The sequence below is a fragment of the Arsenicicoccus cauae genome, from assembly GCF_009707125.1.
Taxonomy (GTDB): Bacteria; Actinomycetota; Actinomycetes; order Actinomycetales; family Dermatophilaceae; genus Arsenicicoccus; species Arsenicicoccus cauae.
On record NZ_WLVL01000017.1, the window covers coordinates 116,964 to 134,420 of the forward strand.

Annotated in this window: 21 protein-coding genes and 1 pseudogene; 15 read left to right on the top strand and 7 right to left on the bottom strand. The window is 70.1% G+C overall.

Going from position 1 to position 17,457, the window contains the following annotated elements; translation table 11 throughout:
- Positions 1–177: 177 nt before the first annotated feature.
- Together GGG17_RS04010 and GGG17_RS04015 are read left to right on the top strand one after the other, a co-directional pair.
- Positions 178–618 (top strand): nuclear transport factor 2 family protein, encoded by a 441-nt coding sequence (locus tag GGG17_RS04010; RefSeq protein WP_154592485.1) that lies wholly within the window; start codon positions 178–180, stop codon positions 616–618.
- Entirely contained in the window at positions 615–1,262 is a 648-nt protein-coding gene (locus GGG17_RS04015) for an NUDIX hydrolase (protein ID WP_195849108.1), read from the top strand. Before GGG17_RS04010 ends, GGG17_RS04015 begins: the two co-directional genes overlap by 4 nt.
- Here GGG17_RS04015 and GGG17_RS04020 read toward each other — a convergent pair.
- Positions 1,240–2,145, bottom strand: coding sequence for a DMT family transporter (locus GGG17_RS04020; RefSeq protein WP_311966403.1), 906 nt, complete (start codon positions 2,143–2,145; stop codon positions 1,240–1,242). The genes GGG17_RS04015 and GGG17_RS04020 overlap by 23 nt on opposite strands.
- 118 nt (positions 2,146–2,263) lie before the next feature.
- Between GGG17_RS04020 and GGG17_RS04025 the strand changes: the two genes are divergently transcribed.
- Positions 2,264–3,190 (top strand): alpha/beta hydrolase fold domain-containing protein, encoded by a 927-nt coding sequence (locus GGG17_RS04025; protein WP_154592487.1) that lies wholly within the window; start codon positions 2,264–2,266, stop codon positions 3,188–3,190.
- On the opposite strand, the gene GGG17_RS04030 is transcribed toward GGG17_RS04025, so the two are convergent.
- A complete protein-coding gene (locus GGG17_RS04030) occupies positions 3,154–3,474 on the bottom strand; it encodes a hypothetical protein (RefSeq protein ID WP_154592488.1) in 321 nt (106 codons plus the stop codon). The genes GGG17_RS04025 and GGG17_RS04030 overlap by 37 nt on opposite strands.
- A gap of 46 nt (positions 3,475–3,520) precedes the next feature.
- Entirely contained in the window at positions 3,521–3,973 is a 453-nt protein-coding gene (locus GGG17_RS04035; protein WP_288798168.1) for an RrF2 family transcriptional regulator, read from the bottom strand.
- A gap of 179 nt (positions 3,974–4,152) precedes the next feature.
- Here GGG17_RS04035 and GGG17_RS04040 point away from each other — a divergent pair, with 179 nt between their 5' ends.
- From GGG17_RS04040 to GGG17_RS04075, 9 genes and pseudogenes are all read left to right on the top strand, one after another.
- Positions 4,153–4,302, top strand: a complete 150-nt coding sequence (locus GGG17_RS04040) for a putative leader peptide (RefSeq protein ID WP_154592489.1) — start codon at positions 4,153–4,155, stop codon at positions 4,300–4,302.
- Positions 4,303–4,396: 94 nt separating this feature from the next.
- Positions 4,397–4,531, top strand: a complete 135-nt coding sequence (locus tag GGG17_RS16830; RefSeq protein ID WP_283809745.1) for a hypothetical protein — start codon at positions 4,397–4,399, stop codon at positions 4,529–4,531.
- 60 nt (positions 4,532–4,591) lie between these two features.
- The gene (locus GGG17_RS04045; protein WP_154592490.1) at positions 4,592–5,488 is read left to right on the top strand and encodes a TauD/TfdA dioxygenase family protein; all 897 of its coding nucleotides are present in this window, start codon (positions 4,592–4,594) and stop codon (positions 5,486–5,488) included.
- A gap of 137 nt (positions 5,489–5,625) precedes the next feature.
- The gene (locus GGG17_RS04050) at positions 5,626–5,781 is read left to right on the top strand and encodes a hypothetical protein (protein WP_154592491.1); all 156 of its coding nucleotides are present in this window, start codon (positions 5,626–5,628) and stop codon (positions 5,779–5,781) included.
- Entirely contained in the window at positions 5,778–6,716 is a 939-nt protein-coding gene (locus GGG17_RS04055) for an ABC transporter permease (protein ID WP_154592492.1), read from the top strand. The genes GGG17_RS04050 and GGG17_RS04055 overlap by 4 nt, the downstream gene beginning before the upstream one ends.
- 59 nt (positions 6,717–6,775) lie before the next feature.
- Complete coding sequence (locus GGG17_RS04060) at positions 6,776–7,867, top strand: taurine ABC transporter substrate-binding protein (RefSeq protein ID WP_288798170.1); 1,092 nt, start codon at positions 6,776–6,778, stop codon at positions 7,865–7,867.
- On the top strand, positions 7,864–8,697 hold the full coding sequence (locus GGG17_RS04065; protein WP_154592495.1) for an ABC transporter ATP-binding protein: 834 nt from the start codon (positions 7,864–7,866) through the stop codon (positions 8,695–8,697). The genes GGG17_RS04060 and GGG17_RS04065 overlap by 4 nt, the downstream gene beginning before the upstream one ends.
- Before the next feature lie 90 nt (positions 8,698–8,787).
- Positions 8,788–9,351 carry a GNAT family N-acetyltransferase gene (locus GGG17_RS04070; RefSeq protein ID WP_154592496.1) on the top strand — a complete coding sequence of 188 codons (564 nt, stop codon included), beginning with the start codon at positions 8,788–8,790 and terminating at the stop codon, positions 9,349–9,351.
- A 176-nt stretch (positions 9,352–9,527) separates the two neighbouring features.
- Positions 9,528–10,069, top strand: a pseudogene (locus GGG17_RS04075) (AAA family ATPase); the annotation flags it as partial.
- Positions 10,070–10,474: 405 nt separating this feature from the next.
- Here GGG17_RS04075 and GGG17_RS04080 read toward each other — a convergent pair.
- The 3 genes from GGG17_RS04080 to GGG17_RS04090 form a co-directional block, all read right to left on the bottom strand.
- Positions 10,475–11,491: an acetamidase/formamidase family protein gene (locus GGG17_RS04080; protein WP_154592497.1), complete on the bottom strand. Its 1,017-nt coding sequence runs from the start codon at positions 11,489–11,491 to the stop codon at positions 10,475–10,477.
- Positions 11,491–12,900, bottom strand: coding sequence for an APC family permease (locus GGG17_RS04085; protein ID WP_311966404.1), 1,410 nt, complete (start codon positions 12,898–12,900; stop codon positions 11,491–11,493). The genes GGG17_RS04080 and GGG17_RS04085 overlap by 1 nt, the downstream gene beginning before the upstream one ends.
- Before the next feature lie 89 nt (positions 12,901–12,989).
- A complete protein-coding gene (locus GGG17_RS04090) occupies positions 12,990–14,030 on the bottom strand; it encodes an ABC transporter substrate-binding protein (protein ID WP_154592498.1) in 1,041 nt (346 codons plus the stop codon).
- Between the two features lie 41 nt (positions 14,031–14,071).
- Here GGG17_RS04090 and GGG17_RS04095 point away from each other — a divergent pair, with 41 nt between their 5' ends.
- Positions 14,072–14,485 (top strand): MarR family winged helix-turn-helix transcriptional regulator, encoded by a 414-nt coding sequence (locus GGG17_RS04095; protein WP_154592499.1) that lies wholly within the window; start codon positions 14,072–14,074, stop codon positions 14,483–14,485.
- 27 nt (positions 14,486–14,512) lie between these two features.
- Positions 14,513–15,385, top strand: coding sequence for an alpha/beta hydrolase (locus tag GGG17_RS04100; RefSeq protein WP_154592500.1), 873 nt, complete (start codon positions 14,513–14,515; stop codon positions 15,383–15,385).
- Between the two features lie 13 nt (positions 15,386–15,398).
- On the opposite strand, the gene GGG17_RS04105 is transcribed toward GGG17_RS04100, so the two are convergent.
- Positions 15,399–15,719 (bottom strand): carboxymuconolactone decarboxylase family protein, encoded by a 321-nt coding sequence (locus tag GGG17_RS04105; RefSeq protein ID WP_154592501.1) that lies wholly within the window; start codon positions 15,717–15,719, stop codon positions 15,399–15,401.
- Between the two features lie 68 nt (positions 15,720–15,787).
- Between GGG17_RS04105 and GGG17_RS04110 the strand changes: the two genes are divergently transcribed.
- A complete protein-coding gene (locus GGG17_RS04110; RefSeq protein ID WP_154592502.1) occupies positions 15,788–17,356 on the top strand; it encodes a PA0049 C-terminal domain-containing protein in 1,569 nt (522 codons plus the stop codon).
- The last annotated feature ends 101 nt before the right edge of the window (positions 17,357–17,457 follow it).

Sequence of the window (17,457 nt, forward strand, 5' to 3'; positions counted from 1 at the left end):
GGGATCATGGCCGTGGTCGGCATCGTAGGGCGGCGGCGCCGGCTCCGGCGGTGGCGGGGCGGGCGGCCGCGCACCAGCCCGCGGCGAGAGTAATCGATCCAACCATCGGCGGGGGTCCGAGAGACCGACGCCGGGCGATAGCGTGGGCCGAGACCCGACGACTCCCGTGGAGGACCGATGCAACCCCGCCAGCCCGTGCCGCCGTTCACCCGTGAGACCGCCCTGGCCAAGGTGCAGGCGGCGGAGGACGCGTGGAACACCCGCGACCCCGAGCGCGTCGCCGGCGCCTACACCGTCGACACCGTTTGGCGGAACCGCGACGACCACCTGCGCGGCCGCGACGAGGTCACCGCCTTCCTCACCCGCAAGTGGGAGCGCGAGCTGGACTACCGGCTCCGCAAGAACCTCTGGACGTTCGGTGACGACCGGATCGCGGTGCGCTTCCAGTACGAGTGGCGCGACGCCGACGGGCAGTGGTGGCGGTCCTACGGCAACGAGCTGTGGGAGTTCGACGAGCTGGGCTACATGGCGCGGCGCGAGGCCTCCATCAACGACACGGCCATCGTCGAGAGCGACCTGCGGGTCACGCCCGGCGCGGGCGAGCTCCCCGCCTGGTGAGGGACTCCACTACCCACGACGACTGGCAGCGCACGTCCCCGCCGAGCGAGCAGCTCGACTGGGACACCCTGTGGACGGACGAGCGTCACGGCGGCTGGCAGGTCGAGGCCGCCACGCGCGAGACGGACGGTTGGACGCGCACCAACCTGCGCCTGCAGCTCGGCGACGAGGACCGCCGCCTCACTGGCGCGGCCTGCGTGTGCATCCGTCGCGACGGCGCAGGGGGTGGTGAGGCGCGCGTGCTCCTCGTCGACCAGGAGCGACCGGCGCCCGGGGTGCGGTTGTGGGAGATCCCGCGCGGGATGGTCGACCCCGGCGACGCCTCCCCTGCGCAGGCGGCGCTGCGCGAGCTGGGCGAGGAGACCAGCATGGTGGCCTCGCTCGAGGCTGAGCTGGGCGAGATCTATCCAGACACCGGGGTGTTCGCGGGATCGGTGGCCGTGGTCCTGGCGGGGTTCGTCCGCGAGGAGGGGAGCCAGGACGACGAGGAGCCCGAGGTCGAGGCGACGCGGTGGTTCACCCGCGCCCAGGTCCGCGAGCTCATCGCCACGGGCCGGCTGCGCGACGGCATCAGTCTCGGGGCGCTCGCCCTCGCGGACGTATGGCGGGAGGACGCCGCCGTCACCGCCGCATCATCCGGGTGATCGCCACGCCGAGCAGGCACAGCGCGCCACCCAGCAGCATGACGGGCGTCGGGGCCTCCCCCAGCAGCAGCCAGGACAGCACGATGGCGACGGCGGGGACGACATACGTGGTCGCGGAGGTGCGCCCGGCCGAGGTCCGCATGAGCACGTAGGCCCAGGTCGTGAACGCGAACGCCGTTGGCAGCACGCCCATGTAGGCGATGGCCAGCGTCGCGCCGAGCGGCGCCGTGGCGAGGTCGTGGGCCAGGCGTCCCGACCACGGCAAAAGCGCCACGGCGCCGGCGGTCGCGCCGAGCCACGTCAGGGTGGTGGAGTCGACGGAGCGCATCAGGTGCTTCTGGAGCAGCGTGGCGCCGGCGTAGAGGACGGCCGCGGCGAGCGCCAGCAGCAGTCCGGTGATCGCGAGGTGGCCGCCGCTGGACTCCAGGCCGATCAGCACCACGCCGACGAAGGACACGGGCGCGCCGATCAGCAGCCCACGCGGAAACCCCTCTCCGAGGAAGAGACCCGCGAAGACCACGACCATCAGCGGCGCGAGGTTGACGATCATCGCGGCAGTGCCCGCGTCGACGGTCTGCTCGGCGACGTTGAGCGCCAACAGGTAGAGACAGAACCAGCCGACGCCCCACGCGATCACCAGGGGCACGGATCTGCGTTGGGGCCAGCGGATCCCGGAGCGGGCGGCGATGAGACCCAGCACGACTGCGCCGACGAGCATGCGCAGCAGCGCCATCGAGCCGGCGTCGTAGTGCGGCCCGGCATACCGGATCACGATGAACGACGAGGCCCACAGGACGACGGTCGTGGCGGCGGCGAGCAGCACGCGCGGCTCGTTGGCCTGGTCGCGCGTCGTCACATGGGTCGGGGCAGTGGGTGCGGTCACGGTCTGATCATCTCCCTCGAAGCCGGCCGGCATCAGCAGCCCGTCGGCCGTCGCGTGGTGGACGTCCTGACGACCCGCTCCCAGGTCTCGTAGGGGGGGCTCGGCATACGGTGAAGCCATGCCCTCGTTGATGTCCCACGCCGTCCTGCCGCTGCTGCTGCGAGCCACCCGCGCCAACCGGCCGTTCCGCACCGAGCGCGGCGCCCGACAGCGGCTGGCCGAGCGGACCACCCGCCCCGAGGCCTACGGCCCACCTCGGTTGCTGCGCAGGGACGTTCGCATCGACGTCGAGCGCGTCGGCGGCTGGCCGGTCTACACGGTCCGGCCCCGGTCGGGCGAGCCGCGCGGCGGCGTCGTCTACGCCCACGGGGGCGGGTGGTATGCCGAGATCGCCCGCCAGCACTGGGAGCTCACGGCCCAGGTCGCCGCGCAGGCGGGGGTGGCGGTGACCGTGCCGATCTATCCCCTGGTGCCCTACGGGACGGCGGCGCAGGTGGTGCCGGCCTTCGCCGACCTGGTGCTGCGCAGCGAGCAGCGCTGGGGCACCACGGCCCTCGCCGGCGACTCGGCCGGCGGCCAGATCGCGCTGTCGACGGCGATCCTGCTGCGGGACAGGGACGCTCGCACCTTTCCCCGCACCCCGCTCATCGCCCCGGCGCTCGACCTGTCGCTGAGCAACCCCGAGATCGACACGGTCCAGCCCCACGACCCGTGGCTGGGTCGCGACGGCACGCGGGTCTTCATCGACCTGTGGCGCGCGAGGCTGCCGTTGGACGACCCGCTCGTCAGCCCGCTCGCAGCGGACCTGACCGGCCTGGGCCCGATCAGCCTGTATGCCGGCACCCACGACATCCTGTGGCCCGACGCGAAGCTCTTGATCGCCCGGGCCCGAGAGGCCGGCGTCGAGGTGGACTACCACGAGCAGGAGGGGCTCGTGCACGTGTATCCCCTCACGCCGACCCCCGAGGGACGAGCAGCCCGGGCCTCGATCGTGTCCACCCTGGCCCGTCACATCGAGGGGCCCGGCCGGATCTCCACCCCGTAGCCGAGCGACACGTCCGTGATCCCTACGCCCACCTCGGGCGCCCAGGGCCGGGGCCCGGGCGGGTCCTCCGGGGCAGCCAAGGGGCAGTCGTGCGCCACGCTCGCCAGACCCACGGGCGTGCTCAGCACGTGATGGCGCAGGTGGAGCCGCGAGGGTGACCCCGGCGGCAGGAACGGTGAGAGGTCTCGGTGGTGCCACGCCTCGAAGGGGCTGTCGTCGTCGAGCACCTGCAGGCGCACCAGCACGGCCAGGACATCGCCATCCAGGCCGACGACCTGCGACACACGGCATGTCGAGATGTGACGTGGGGGTGGTCGGGTTCGACAGGGGTCAGCGGTTTTGCCAAGCGTCTGGCGCGGTGAGCAGTTGTCGGATGTGCTCGGGGTACCGCCCGCTCAGGACGTCTTGGAGGCTCACGTCGTCGAGCACCTGCCGTAGTGCGACGCGCAATGCGACCCATAGCTCGGGAAGGTGGCTGGCCAGATCCTCGTAGGACGTCTCGTGCGGCCGTAGCCCGTGGACCCGGGCCAGCGGTCCGTCGACCGCGCGGAAGATCTCGCCGATCGACACTTCTGAAGGGTCCTCGGCCAGCTGGTATCCGCCTGCCGGTCCGCGCTGGCTGGTGACCAACCCGTCACGCCTGAGGTCGGCCAGGATCGCCGCGAGGAACTTGCGCGGGATGTTCTGCGATTCGGCGATGGCGGCCACCGACGACGAGCCAGGCTGGGCGGCGAGGTACAGCAGCGCCCGTACGGCGTATTCGACGCGGGTGGACACGTTCACGATGGAGCATTCTGCCAGCACCGCGCTCACGGACCGGGGTGGGTGTCGCCTAGGACCGGACTCCCCGAGGTTGAAGTGCGTCCTGCAATCCGGACAGTTGGGGACCGTCGGTTGCACCCTCGGGCTAAATCCTATAAAACCGATGTACTAACTAGGAAACGACGATGAAGGATTTCGCGATGCTCCACACCGCACGGCACCACGATGTGCTGACGCGCGCCACGGTGGGCATGCAGCACCGACCGGGGATGTCCCGGCCCGTCGGTAGGTACCTCACCGCTCGTCGTCACGTCGACCTCCTGCGGGTCTCCTCGGCGCTCTGTCGCTGATCCTGACGTTCGTCCCGTTAGTCCGCAGCAGCCAGCGGCGTGCCAGCTGCAGTCCGCACACATGCATGGTCCCTCAGCACGGCCTTGCGTCCACGTGACCAACGTCGCCGCACGGATCTGCACCCCGCTGGTGCTGGCCGGCAGCGTGCTCATCTCCCTCGTCGGCATCACCAGGGGCACCCTGCTTCGCCTGGCCGGACGCGCCTCCGACGAGACCATCAGCGGCTGAACCAGCCACACCGCGTACGTCCCTCAAAGCACCCCCGGTTCTTCCGCGAGAGGAATTCCCATGACCATCACCACTGACAAGCCCACCACCGGCACAACCAACCTTGGCCCGCGCATCGAACCGCTCGGTCCCTGCATCGGGGCCAGGGTGCGCGCCGTCGACCTGCGCCAGTTGACTGACAGCGACGTCGCCGTTGTCCACGAGGCCCTGCTGCGGCACAAGGTGCTGTTCTTCTCCGGCCAGGAGCTCACTGATGACGACCAGGTGGCGCTGGGCAATCGCCTGGGCGACCTGACCGCGGGCCACCCTGTCGCCAAGTCGAACGGCAGCCGCGCCGAGATCTACAACATCGACAGCACCGACCCCGAATTCAGCTTCTCCGACGTCTGGCACACCGACGTCACCTTCGTGCAGCGCCCGCCGGCCGGCTCCATCCTGCGCGCCGTGACCCTGCCGCCCACCGGCGGTGACACGCAGTGGGCCGACAGCCAGGCCGCTTACCGCTCGCTGGCGGAGCCGGTGCAGCACCTGGTTGACCAGCTCACCGCAGTCCACGACGGCAACCGGGAGTGGGGTGCCTACCTGCGTCGGCACGAGAACCGCGGCAATGTGTGGGACGGCGTCGAGGTGACCAGCATCCCGCCCGTCGAGCACCCGGTGGTGCGGGTGCACCCCGAGACCGGTGAGAAGGGGCTGTTCGTGCAGCCCGGGTTCACCTCCCACATCGTCGGGGTCTCCGATGCCGAGAGCCGCGCCATCCTCGACCTGCTGTATGCCCACCTCACGAAGCCGGAGCACCTCGTGCGGCACCGTTGGTCGCCGGGCGACGTCGGTATCTGGGACAACCGCAGCACCGCCCACTACGCCAATCGCGACTACACGGCACCCCGGGTGATGCGACGCGTGACCCTACGCGGGGACGTTCCCCAAGGTCCGGCTGGTGTGCCCGGTCGCTGACGCAGTCCGCACATCAGGCCCGTGTCCGTGGTGGCCTCTGCACCGCGGAAACGGACCCACGCCCGCAGAACCCGCGGTCGGTTCGCACCCGTGCTGCCATCAATGCCCTCCCCTCCGCCTTCACAGGAAGCCTGCGCATGTCCCTCACCGTCACGGGCCTCGCTGCCCTCGAAACACTCGCGCTGCTCGGCGCCCCACCACCCGGGCTGATCATCGGCACCGTTGCCATCGCCGGCCTCGTCGTGGCACTCGGACGCCCGCACACGCGTACGCCTGAGCCCATTACGCCATGACCGCCAAGCCAGTCACCAGCACCACCGCCTCGACGCGAGCCGCCACCGCGTCTGAACTGGCCCAGTCCGGGCCGGGCCCCTCGTCCGGTCCGGACGAGCCCACCCGTCGGCGGCCTCCCTGGCCGGGACGCACCCGCCTGAGGCTCTGGGGCACCGACCTTGCCGCTTTCCTGGTTGTCCTCTTCGTCTGGTGGGCCCTCACCGGCAGCAAGATGATCCAGCCCCTGTTCCTGCCCAGCCCCCAGTCGGTGGTACGCGCCTTCACGGAGGCGAACTCCTGCCGTCCGATCGCGGCCGGCAACCCGCGCGTCGTCTGCGGCGAGCAGGGCTACTTCCTGTGGGAGCACCTGCTGGCAAGCCTGCAACGCATCGGCATCGGCGTCCTCGCCGGCATCGCGGTGGGAGTGCTGCTGGGTTTCGCGATGGCACTCGTCCCGGTGCTCGATCGGCTGGTGGAGCCCTACCTGAGCTTCCTGCGGTCCCTGCCGCCGCTCGGCTACATCGGCCTGCTCATCGTCTGGTTCGGAATCGGTGACACCTCCAAGATCTGGCTGCTGTTCCTGGCTGCCTTCCCACCGATTGCCCTGGCGACCATCGACGGTGTCAAGGGCATCCGCAGTGATCGCGTCCACGCGGCCCAAAGCCTGGGCGCCAGCAGGATGCAGGTGTTGCGGTTCGTGATTCTGCCCGCCAGCCTGCCGTCGATCATGAGCGGCGTCCGGCTCGCCACCGGGTTCGCCTGGACCACGGTCGTGGCGGCGGAACTCAACAACGGCATCCCGGGAATCGGTGGCCTCGCCTACCTGTCCGGCACCCAGCTGCAGACACCCTTGACCATTGCCTGCATCATCGTGATCGGCATCGCGGCGATCCTGCTCGACGCGCTGATCAAGCGCATCACCTCGCTGCTGGTGCCATGGCAGGGACGCGCATGACCAGACCGCACAAGCCCACCGCCCGCCCTGCCCATGTCACCAGTCCAAGGAGTGGCACCGTGCCCTCACCCTCCGCATCACCCGCCCGGAGCAGGAGCCTGCATGCCCTGGCAGCAGCCGCGGCCGTGGCACTGCTGGGGACCGGTGTGCTCACCGGATGCACCACCGCCCAGGAGGCCGAGGCCAACGCGAACGCCTCCCTGAGCACCACCACCTGCCCCGTGACGACCAATAGCGACGTCACCGGCACTGTGCGCATCGGCTACCAAGCTGTGCCGAATGCGAACCTGCTGGTGAAGAATCAACGCTGGCTGGAAAACTGCTTCCCGCACGCCACCATCTCGTGGCTGAAGTTCGATTCCGGTGCCGACGTCGTGCAGGCGTTCGGCTCAGGCTCCGTCGACCTGGCCACCCTCGGATCGAGCCCCGCCACCAAGGCCCTCTCCGCCCCGCTCGACATCGCCATACAGGTGGTGTGGATCGACGACATCATCGGCAAGGCCGAGTCACTGGTGGTGCGCGAATCCGGCGTCACGTCGATTCAGCAGCTCAGGGGCAAAACGATCGCGACGCCGTTCGGGTCGACATCGCACTACAGCCTGCTGCAAGCGCTCAGCGCCGCGGGCCTGAGCAGCACCGACGTCAAACTGGTCAACCTCGCACCGGACAAGATGATGGCGGCATGGCAGGGCAACCAGATGGATGCCGCCTGGGTCTGGGACCCCGTGCTCAGCCAGCTCACCACGACCGGCCACATCATCACCGGCAGTGACGCCACCGCGGCCTCCGGGCACCCGACCTTCGACCTGGAGGGCGCCACCACCTCGTTCATCCAGTCGAACGCCTCGTTCATGGAGACGTGGACCAGCGTGGAGGATTACGCCGTGGGCCAACTCGCTGCGCATCCCGACACCGCGGCGCAGTCCATCGCCGTGGAGCTCGGCAGCACGACGGATTCGGTGACCACACAGCTCAAGGGCTATGTGTATCCGACCGCGAAACAGCAGGTGTCGCTCGTCAAGAAGCTGCCCAGCCAGCTGTTGGCGACCGCCCAGTTCCTCAAGACCCAACAGGGGGTGGACGCCGTCGGTTCGCTCAACGCCTACACAGCTGGCGTCTACACCACCGCGATCACGAAGGTGGCCTCATGACGACCATCAGCCCGGCACCCACGCCGGCGTCCGGTGCACCGGGGACGCGGCACAAGATCGAGTTCGAGGAGGTGACCAAGACCTACCGCACCGACTCCGGTGACAGCGTGCAGGCCCTGGCGTCCACCACGCTGTCGATCGACGAGGGTGAGTTCGTCTGCATCGTCGGCCCGTCGGGCTGTGGCAAGAGCACGCTCATGCAGATGCTCGCCGGCTTCCACCAACCCACCACCGGCCGGGTGCTGACGGACGGCGCGCCGGTCGTGGCACCCGATAGAGATCGCGGTGTCGTGTTCCAGCAGGCCAACCTGTACCCGTGGCTCACCACCCGCGCGAACGTGGAACTCGGCCCGCGCCTGCGCGGGGTCGCCAAGGCCGAACGCCGCGCGGTGGCCGACCAGTACCTGGAAATGGTGGGGCTGACGAAGTTTGCCGACCGCAAGCCCTACGAGCTGTCGGGTGGCATGCAGCAGCGCGCGCAGATCGCCCGCGTGCTCGCGAACGCACCCGACGTCATCCTCATGGACGAGCCATTCGGCGCACTGGATGCCCTCACCCGGGAGCGGATGCAGATGGAGCTGAGCCAGATCTGGCGCGAGCGACGCACGACGGTCGTCTTCATCACTCACGATGTCGAGGAGGCGATCTTCTTGGGGACGCGGGTGCTCGTCATGACCGCCCGCCCGGGCAGGGTGATGTTGGACCTCCCCGTGCAGCTGACCTCCGACGGCGTGGCAGTGCCGGAACTGCGCTCGCAAGCCAACTTCATCGAGCTGCGCGACACCGTCACCGAGGCCATCTACCGCGCCCAGGACGGAGCGACCCGATAACGATCACCTTGACCCATGATCGCCCCGGCCCCGACGACACACCCCGCAACTGCGTTGACCGAAGCAATGCCGAGCCCTGATGGTGCTGGCATGGAGACGACCCCGTTCACGGACAAGCCGACCCTGCGAGGCGAGCTGGTGACGCTGCGCCCTATCCGTGCGGAGGACGCTGACCTCATCGACGCGATCATCCGCACCGACGACGAGATCGCGCGGCTGACCGGTTCGGTGCACTCCAGCACCGAGAAGCCCGCAGGGATGCCGATCGAGCGACTGCGCGAGATCTACGGAGCCTGGGCCGTCGCCGATGACCGGCTCGTCCTGGCCGTCATCGACAACGCGACGGGTGACCTCGTCGGCGAGGTCGTCCTCAACGAGTGGGACGAGGACAACGAGTCCTGCGACTTCCGCACCTTCATCGGCGCGGCCGGCCGAGGCCGCGGGCTCGGCACGGAGGCCACGCGGCTCATCCTCGAGCACGGCCTGACGACGATGGGCGTGCACCGCATCACCCTCGAGGTCTACGACTTCAACCCGCGCGCCCGCCACGTCTACGAGAAGGTCGGCTTCGTCCACGAAGGCACCGGCCGCGAGGCGCTGCGCTTCGACGACCAGCGGATTGACGTCCACTACATGGCGATTCTCGCCAGCTGACGACACTGCCCTTCACGCCCTGTCGGCACATCCGACTTTCGGCATGACACATCTGTCACGCGCCGCCAGCGGCAGATCAGGATGGGGCGGGTGCGGGAGGTCGAGCTCCCGGGTGATCCGATCCAGATGGTCGAAGAGCGCACATTCCCGTGCCGGGTCGTAGGACTCGGTGGGGGAGAGCCGTCGAAGCCGATCTCGATCACCTCATCAGCAGGGTCGGGATCTGCATCGGACAACACCTACGCCGCAACGACACCGACATCCACCACCGTGGCAACGACAGCGACCACGTCCAGATGCTCATGGTCGACGAAGCCGAGCGCCTCAACGCCACCGCCCTCGAGCTGCTCCGCGACCGGCACGATCGCACCAACCTGGCGATCATCCTCATCGGCATGCCCGGCCTCGACAAACGCTTCAGCCGCTACCCCCAGCTCTACAGCCGCCTCGGATTCGCCCACCAGTACCGCCACCCAGTAACGACGAACTCCCCTTCGTCCTCGACCGACACTGGCAACGACTCGGCCACCACCTCGACCCCGACGACTACACCGACAGCCAAGCCATCGCCGTAGTCCAACGCATCACCCGCGGCAACTTCCGGCTCCTCGAACGACTGCTCCCACAGATCCAACGCGTCCTCAAGATCAACGAGCTCGCCACGATCACCGACGACGTCATCGAAGCGGCCGCCAGCACCCTCGTCATCGGGTCCTGAGTCACCGACCCGCGCACAGCCTCAGTAGGCCACGTACCGTAGCAACAACCACGCCATTCACTGCTGCGACCCACACCCCGCAACCCCCAACGACCCTGCAAACCCTTCCGTCCCCACCGCCCGAGGGTGCGCTGGACTACGGCGTGGTGGATGCCCTCGTCACGGCCCGCACGGATGACCAGGCCTGACGCTGCTCAGGCAGCGAGGCAGAAGGGGCCGGCGGAGGTCGCGCGGGTCATGTGCTCGGCGATCACCTCAGCACCGATCCACCGATGCTCGAGATCGGGCGAGTTTGCGATGGGTAGGCCATCACCAGACTCACCCGATCTCGACACCGCCACGCATGGCGAGAGGCCCGGGAGGTCAAGCGCGATCACCGTCTGGCGCTCGCGCGAGCGTCTCCTGTCATCGGTGCGCGAGGTGCTGGCGCGCCACGTCCGCGAGACGTGCATGGACTCCGTCGAAGACTGCTGCACCGCCACCCAGCAGCTGCGTGGGCATCTTCGCGACCATCGTGTAGTTGGTGTCCACGACATTGCCCGCGGGCGCCAGGCCCGCCTGACTGACCAGCTGGAGTGCATCGAGCAGGTCCAGGCCGGTCAGCTCGCAGACCCAGAGCACCATGTCGCGCTGGCTCACCCGGAAGGCGTCCTCCAGGGGCTTCGTGGAGCCCGTGGACATGATGAAGGTGTCGTCCTGCAGGCGCGGCCACGACAGCGGGCTCCCCTTGATGACGTCGACCACGATCGTCGTGGACATGGCCGCCTCGACGGCCGTCCCGCACACCTCGCCCTCGCCCTGTCGGCAGTGCCCGTCGCCGATGGCGAGCAGCGCGCCTGGTTCGTTGACAGGGAGATAGACCGTCGTGCCGGACCGCAGCTCGGGGGTGTCCATGTTGCCGCCGTGCGCGGCGGGCGTGATGGACATCGTGCGTTCCCCGGCCGCCGGCGCCACGCCCACCGTCCCGTGGAACGGGTCCAGGGGCAGCTCGACGCTGAAGTCGCTGCGCCGGGCCTGGTAGCGGCATACGCCGCGGGTGGTGTCCACGTCGTAGACCCAGACTCGCTCCTCGAGCGCGTCGTGCAGCATCGCCGTGGTGCCGGTCGAGGTCAGCGCACCGAAGTGCGGGAAGGTCGACGACACGGCCCAGTCACGACGGGGTCGGATCTCGGCGAAGTGCACCGCCAGCGTGTCGCCGGGCTCGGCCCCCTCGACATGGATCGGCCCGGTCACCGGGTTGAGGTGGGCGAGGTCGCACACCTGCGAGGGCAGGTCCTCCGTGGTGCGGATGCGTCCGCCGAAGCAGTCCTCGGTGTCGACCTGGACGATCGACCCGGCGGGCACCCGCAACCGCGGGGCATGGCCCCCGAAGGTGTAGGCGACGTTGTCAGCGGTGGGCTCGAGCGAGAACACCTCGGTCATCACGAATCCTCCATGCCGGCCAGCTGCGGCTCTCGGTTGCGGGACTTGAAGACGAGCAGGATGACGACGCCGATGGCCAGCCACACGAAGGCCAGGACCTGCGCGGCCACCTTCGCATTGATCACCACGAAGAGCAGGATCCCGAAGCCGATCAGCGGGTAGACCAGGTGCCGCAGCCAGTCGCGGCTGCCCTGGCGACGGACGAAGTGGTTGATCACGGCCAGGTGCAGCACGAGGAAGGCCGACAGGGCGCCGAAGTTGACCAGGGTGCTGAGGAGCGTGATCCCGTCGTCCCGCGCGGCCATGTACAGCCCGACGACCAGGGACACGGCAGCCGTGACGAAGGTGGCGTTGACCGGAACCCCGTGCCGCTTGCTCACCACGGCGAGGAAGGACGGCAGCTGGCGGTCACGCGCCATCGCGTAGAGCAGCCTGGACGTGGCCGCCTGCGCGACCAGGGAGTTGGCGAAACCCCAGGCGATCGCTGTGGCGATCGCGGTGAGGGTGGCCAGCCAGGCGCCACCACCGACCCGGGCCGCGTCGTAGAACGCGGTGCCGTCCGGATCACCGTTGGCCAGCAGGGCCGGAGCGTCCGGTACCAGCATGCTGGCGACCCAGGTCTGGACGATGAAGAGCGTGCCCGCGAGCAGCAGCGCGGCGACCATGGCGCGCCCGATGGTCCTGGTGCCCTCGCGGTTCTCCTCGGCGAGCATCGAGATGCCGTCGAACCCGAGGAAGGACAGGACGGCCACAGAGACGGCTCCCAGGACGAGGGGCCAGGTGAAGGTGCCGGGGTTGAAGAACGCGTCCAGGCTGAACCCGTTGCCCTTGCCCTGGGCCACCGCCACGAGACCGATGACCAGGAAGATCCCCAGCACCACGAGCTCGGCGAGCAGCATGACCTTGTTGACCTTGGCGGTCATCTCGATGCCCATGTAGTTCACGATCGTGTTGAGCACGATGAAGGCCACGAGCCACACGGGCACGGGGATGCCCGGCACGATCGAGCTCATGGCGACGCTCGCCACGAGATAGAGCAGGGCGGGGATCAGCACGTAGTCCAGCAGGATGACCCACCCGGTGAGGAAGCCCACCCACGGACGGAACCCGCGTCCGGCATACGTGTAGACGGAGCCGGCCATCGGGAACGCCTGCACCATCTGGGCGTAGGAGTTCGCGGTGAGCATCATGGCGAGCATGCCGATGGCATAGGTCAGCGCGACCATCCCGCCCGAGGACTGGTAGACGCTGCCGAAGATGCCGAACGGCGCGATCGGCACCATGAAGATGAGGCCGTAGACGAGCAGGTCGGTGAAGGTCAGGGACCGGTGCAGCTCCTGCTTGTAGCCGAACTCCTCCAGCGTGTGCTGGCCGTGGTGGTCGTGCGAGGGCGTGGATGTGGTGCTCACGGCCACTCCTAGTGTCAGATGGAACGATTCCAGATGGAAGGATCATCCGGCCGGGTCCACCAAAGCGGCAAGGCCTTCTCAGATCTCGGTCAGACGGAGGCGACAGGGACGAGGTCCAGCCCGTCCGCGCACGCCAGCCTCGAGGGGCGAGCCGGCAGAGGCGGCAGACCGGCGCCGGGTCGTATGGCGGACAGGCCGCCCGCTCGAGCTGCCGACGACACGGAGTGGAGCGCGTCGTAGCACCCGCGCGCGTAGACACCCAGCTGCGGCGCGGCAGCCCCCCAGCGAGCCGCGTAGCGTGCCGCGAACCCGTCGGCACTGTCACCGACGTACCAGTCCATCGCGGCATACAGCTCTCCGCTGCCGTCACCTCCCACCTCGAGGAGACCCACCTCGTCCAGCGAGCCCGACACCCTGACGACCTTGCCCAGCAGCCGCGACCCGGCGAACGCCCGGTTGAAGTGCGCGAGATCGCGCCCCACCAGCGAGAGCAGGACGACGTCCACCCGGATGCCGCCCAGCCAGTCGACGAGACGCTCGCCGTCGACCTCCCCGAGCGGCACCAGGGTCGAGCCGCGCACCACGCCGCCCGCCTCCCGCACGAGCCGGGTCGCCATCCGGTGCACCGCCTGCGGCCAGATGTAGTCATTACCCACCAGTGCCCAGCTCCGAAGACCCGCGTCCACGAGGGATCGGACCGGAGCGGCCAGCTGGCGGCGGGGGTCAGGGCCGATCAGCCCCACCCCCGGCAGCCTGGACCCGCCCTCGTGCGGGGCGGCAAAGACGTAGGGAACGCGGCCGGAGGCGACCGGTTCGAGGGCCCGGTGGACATCGCTCGTGTGGAAGCCGACGACGGCGTCGACAGACCCCGCGTCGACCAGCCGGCCCAGCTCCCGGGCGCTGCCTGCCGGCGACTGACCGGCATCCACGAGCGTCACCGTGAGCCGACGGCCCCGGACTCCGCCCGCGTCGTTGATCTCCTCGGCCGCCAGGAGGGACGCAGCCAGGGCGGCCGGCCGGGCCAGCCCCAGGGCCCCGGACCGGGGCAGGGCCAGGGCCACGCGGAACTCCCCCGACGGCCCGAGGACGAGCGAGTCGAGGTAGTCCACGATCAGAGGAGAGTCAGGCATCGGGTCAAGTATGGTCGGACGACTGACGTCAGAAAGGACCCATGGCGATGCCCGACCGGCCGTGCCCCGTGGATGACCTGCTGACGGCGGCCCGCTCGTTGACCAGAGACCTGTCCAGCATCCTCGAGCCCGACCTGGGCCTGACGGTCGACCAGTGGCGCACACTCCGGCGCCTCGACCCGCTCTCCGGCGTCACGATGACTGACCTGGGCGAGGGTCTGGGTGCACCCGCGGCCACCACCACACGCCTGGTCGACTCCCTGGTGGACCGTGGTCTGGTGCACCGCCGCGCCACCGACGGAGATCGCCGACGCGTCCTCGTCCTGCAGACGCAAGAGGGCGCCCAGCTGGCTCGACGCGCCGACAGCATCGTGTCGGAGCACTCCGCGGCTCTGCTGTCGCGAGCGCGGGGGCAGCACCAGCACGCAGAGCATGTGCCAACGGCCCCTCGATGACTCCCCATGCGCCACTAGGGTGAGCGCATGCGCACCACGACCGGCCTCGCGGCCCTCGGTGTCGGCGCGGTCGCCGGCCTGGGGGTCGGCGCCCTGCTCGCCGCCCGACAGATCAGCGGACCCCAGCGGCCGGCGCTCGACTACGGGTTCACGCCGTTCGAGGTGGGGGTCGACTCCGAGGACGTGACGTTCACGGCGGCGGACGGCATACGACTCGCCGGGTGGTGGCTCGACCGGCCGGGCTCGGAGCAGGTCGTCATCGTCTGCCACGGCCATCGCGGCAACAAGGCCGACATGCTCGGCATCGGGCCGGGGCTGTGGCGGGCAGGCTTCACGGTCCTGATGTTCGACTTCCGCGGCAACGGGGCGTCCGCCGACGGGCCGCAGTCCTTGGCGCACTACGAGCAGCGCGACCTCGAGGCGGCGATCGACCTGGTGGCCGAGCGGCGCCCCGACGCGGAGATCGACGTCGTCGGCTTCTCGATGGGTGCCGCCGTGTCCATCCTCGTGGCTGCGCGGGACGAGCGGGTCGCCCGTGTCATCGCCGACTCCTCCTTCGCCGACGTGCGTGGGGTGGTCGCGGCGGCGGCGCGCGGGCTGCGGCTGCCGCCGATGCCCCTGGTGGACCTGGTGGATCGCGCGACGCACCTGCGCTACGGCTACCGGTTCCACGAGGTCGAGCCCGTCGAGGTCGTCGCGGCGATCGCGCCGCGACCGCTGCTCCTCGTCCACGGCACCGACGACTCCGTCATCCCCGTCGAGCACGCCCACCGTCTCGCGGAGGCGGCCGGCGAGGGCTGCGAGCTGCGGATCGTGGAGGGCGTCGAGCACTGCGGCGCCTACTTCGAGGATCGGCCCGGCTACATCGCCCGCGCCGCGGAGTTCCTGCGGCGCCGCTGACCCCCTCCGGCCGTCATTCCTGCTCCCGCTCCTGCTCCCGCTCCTGGTCGCGGAGGTGCTCGCCGAGGAGGCGGATGGCGTTGACCGCGCACGGGAAGCCGATCAGCGTCGCGAGCTGGTAGACGGCTTCGCGCAGCTCGACCGGGGTCCGCAGGATCCGACCGACCTCGGGATCCAGGTGCGAGGCTCTGGTGTCGCGGACCCCGAACAGGCGCGCGAAGACCTCCTCGACTACGTACCACGGCGCGGCAGACGGCAGACGAGGGGCGAACCCGGTCCGTCGCCAGCCGGTCCCAGCACTCAGCTGCTGAAACGAATGAGTCGTTTCGGACACGGCCTTGCCGGGCCCTCCCCCGCGGTGACACGATCACGCGAACTCGACGACGAGCCAAGGAGACTCCCATGTCGCACCGCCGCACCCTCGAGAATCGCGCCGCCGCAGCCCTGTCCGTGGCCGCGCTGGGGGCGACCGCCCTGGCGCCATACGCGCAGGCCACCCCCGTCGGCTCCACCGCTCCTGCCACGTCCCGCCCCGGCCCCACCGCCGCCCTGTCCGCCGGCTGCCTCGACCGCAACGTCCCCCTCACCGTCGAGGAGCAGCGCCTCGCCGCGCGGATGCCCGACCCCGCTGCACCGTCTCGACTGAGCCGTATGCCGTTCGCGCAGGAAATGATCGCCGGTGGGGGCTTCGAGCGTGTGGCTCCCCAGGTCGTCGACCGCCTGTGCCGCACCCGCGACGCCCGGGCGGCGCGCAGGCTCGCCGAGCAGGAGGGCCGCGCGCTGTGGCAGGCCGCCGTCCGGCGCGTGCAGTCCACGGGCGCCGTCCGGGGCAGCCTGCCGCGCAGCGACGACCGGCCGCTCTACTGGACCCGCCTGCAGGTGACGGCGGCGCTGCGGCAGTGGCGCCCTCGCGGCGGCATCACGGCGGCCGAGCGCGAGCAGATCATCGAGACCTTCGAGAAGGCCTCCCGCGGCATGACGGACATCTCCTACCCCGCCGGCCCGCGGGTTGCGCGGGTCCTCGCCAGCGGCTTCGACCCCTACACGCTCGACGGCGGCGACGCCGGTGACGCGCCGGGCGCTGCCGGCAACAACATCCGCCACGGGAACCCCTCGGGCGCAACGGCTCTCGCCATCGACGGCACGACCCGCGTCGGGGCGGACGGCCGTCGCCAGGTGGTGCACGCCTACGTCCTTCCGGTCAACTACACGGAGTTCGCGGCCGGGTGGATCGAGGACACCGTCGGCCCGCACATGAAGCCGGGCCCGCGGGCCCTCACCTCGTCGTTCACCATGAGCCAGGGGCGCGAGGGTCGGTTCGACCTCGAGGTGTGGAACGGCCGCTACCACGGCGTCTCCGCCGGCAACGACGGCAGCTGGCCCTGCCGGCCGGTGGGCGGCGTCCCGCAGCTGGCGATCAACAACCCCGGCTGCAACACGCAGCCGCCGGCGCGCTGGGGCAACCCGCGCGTCTTCGACCTGTTCGACCCGCCGCAGTGGACGACGGCGTCCTTGCCCTTCCAGCGCATGATCGACGGCGGGACTGGCGCCAACCTGACACCTCCGCCGGGCGCGCCGTGGACCGCCGGTCAGGGTTTCCCGGTGATCCGCAACACCAGCTTCACGGAGTTCCCGCGCTGCGACTCCCCCGAGCGCGTCACGCGCAACGCGGCGCCCGACGGCGGGATGCAGCCCTCCCAGCCGGGCACCCCTCCCTCGCAGGGGTCGTGCGCGTACGCCGGGGGCGGTGGCACCTACCTGTCCAACGAGTCGGGCTACCGCAACACGCTGCTGCGCGACCGACTCGGACGTGACATCCCCGCCGGGCACATCCACACGCCGATCATGCAGCACTTCGACGAGGGCAACCGGTTCGCGCCGAGCGACCCGACCTTCGACGCGTGGCGGCGCGTGATCGTCGCGCAGACCGCGGCCCTGGTGCGGACGGGGGCCGAGCGCGCCGGGAGCTGACGAGATCGCCGTATGCCGTGAGCGCCCGCCGCACCCGTCGCTCAGCGAGGACGGCGGCGGGCGCTCACGACCCGGGCGACGGCGCCGGCCACGAGCACCAG

Coding starts and splice junctions, on each gene's coding strand:
- GGG17_RS04100 (WP_154592500.1), top strand. CDS start 14,513: ATGCGCACCACGACCGGCCTCGCGGCCCTCGGTGTCGGCGCGGTCGCC.
- GGG17_RS04065 (WP_154592495.1), top strand. CDS start 7,864: ATGACGACCATCAGCCCGGCACCCACGCCGGCGTCCGGTGCACCGGGG.
- GGG17_RS04050 (WP_154592491.1), top strand. CDS start 5,626: ATGTCCCTCACCGTCACGGGCCTCGCTGCCCTCGAAACACTCGCGCTG.
- GGG17_RS04090 (WP_154592498.1), bottom strand. CDS start 14,030: ATGCCTGACTCTCCTCTGATCGTGGACTACCTCGACTCGCTCGTCCTC.
- GGG17_RS04110 (WP_154592502.1), top strand. CDS start 15,788: ATGTCGCACCGCCGCACCCTCGAGAATCGCGCCGCCGCAGCCCTGTCC.
- GGG17_RS04025 (WP_154592487.1), top strand. CDS start 2,264: ATGCCCTCGTTGATGTCCCACGCCGTCCTGCCGCTGCTGCTGCGAGCC.
- GGG17_RS04080 (WP_154592497.1), bottom strand. CDS start 11,491: ATGACCGAGGTGTTCTCGCTCGAGCCCACCGCTGACAACGTCGCCTAC.
- GGG17_RS04055 (WP_154592492.1), top strand. CDS start 5,778: ATGACCGCCAAGCCAGTCACCAGCACCACCGCCTCGACGCGAGCCGCC.
- GGG17_RS04040 (WP_154592489.1), top strand. CDS start 4,153: ATGCTCCACACCGCACGGCACCACGATGTGCTGACGCGCGCCACGGTG.
- GGG17_RS04070 (WP_154592496.1), top strand. CDS start 8,788: ATGGAGACGACCCCGTTCACGGACAAGCCGACCCTGCGAGGCGAGCTG.
- GGG17_RS04010 (WP_154592485.1), top strand. CDS start 178: ATGCAACCCCGCCAGCCCGTGCCGCCGTTCACCCGTGAGACCGCCCTG.
- GGG17_RS04095 (WP_154592499.1), top strand. CDS start 14,072: ATGGCGATGCCCGACCGGCCGTGCCCCGTGGATGACCTGCTGACGGCG.
- GGG17_RS04045 (WP_154592490.1), top strand. CDS start 4,592: ATGACCATCACCACTGACAAGCCCACCACCGGCACAACCAACCTTGGC.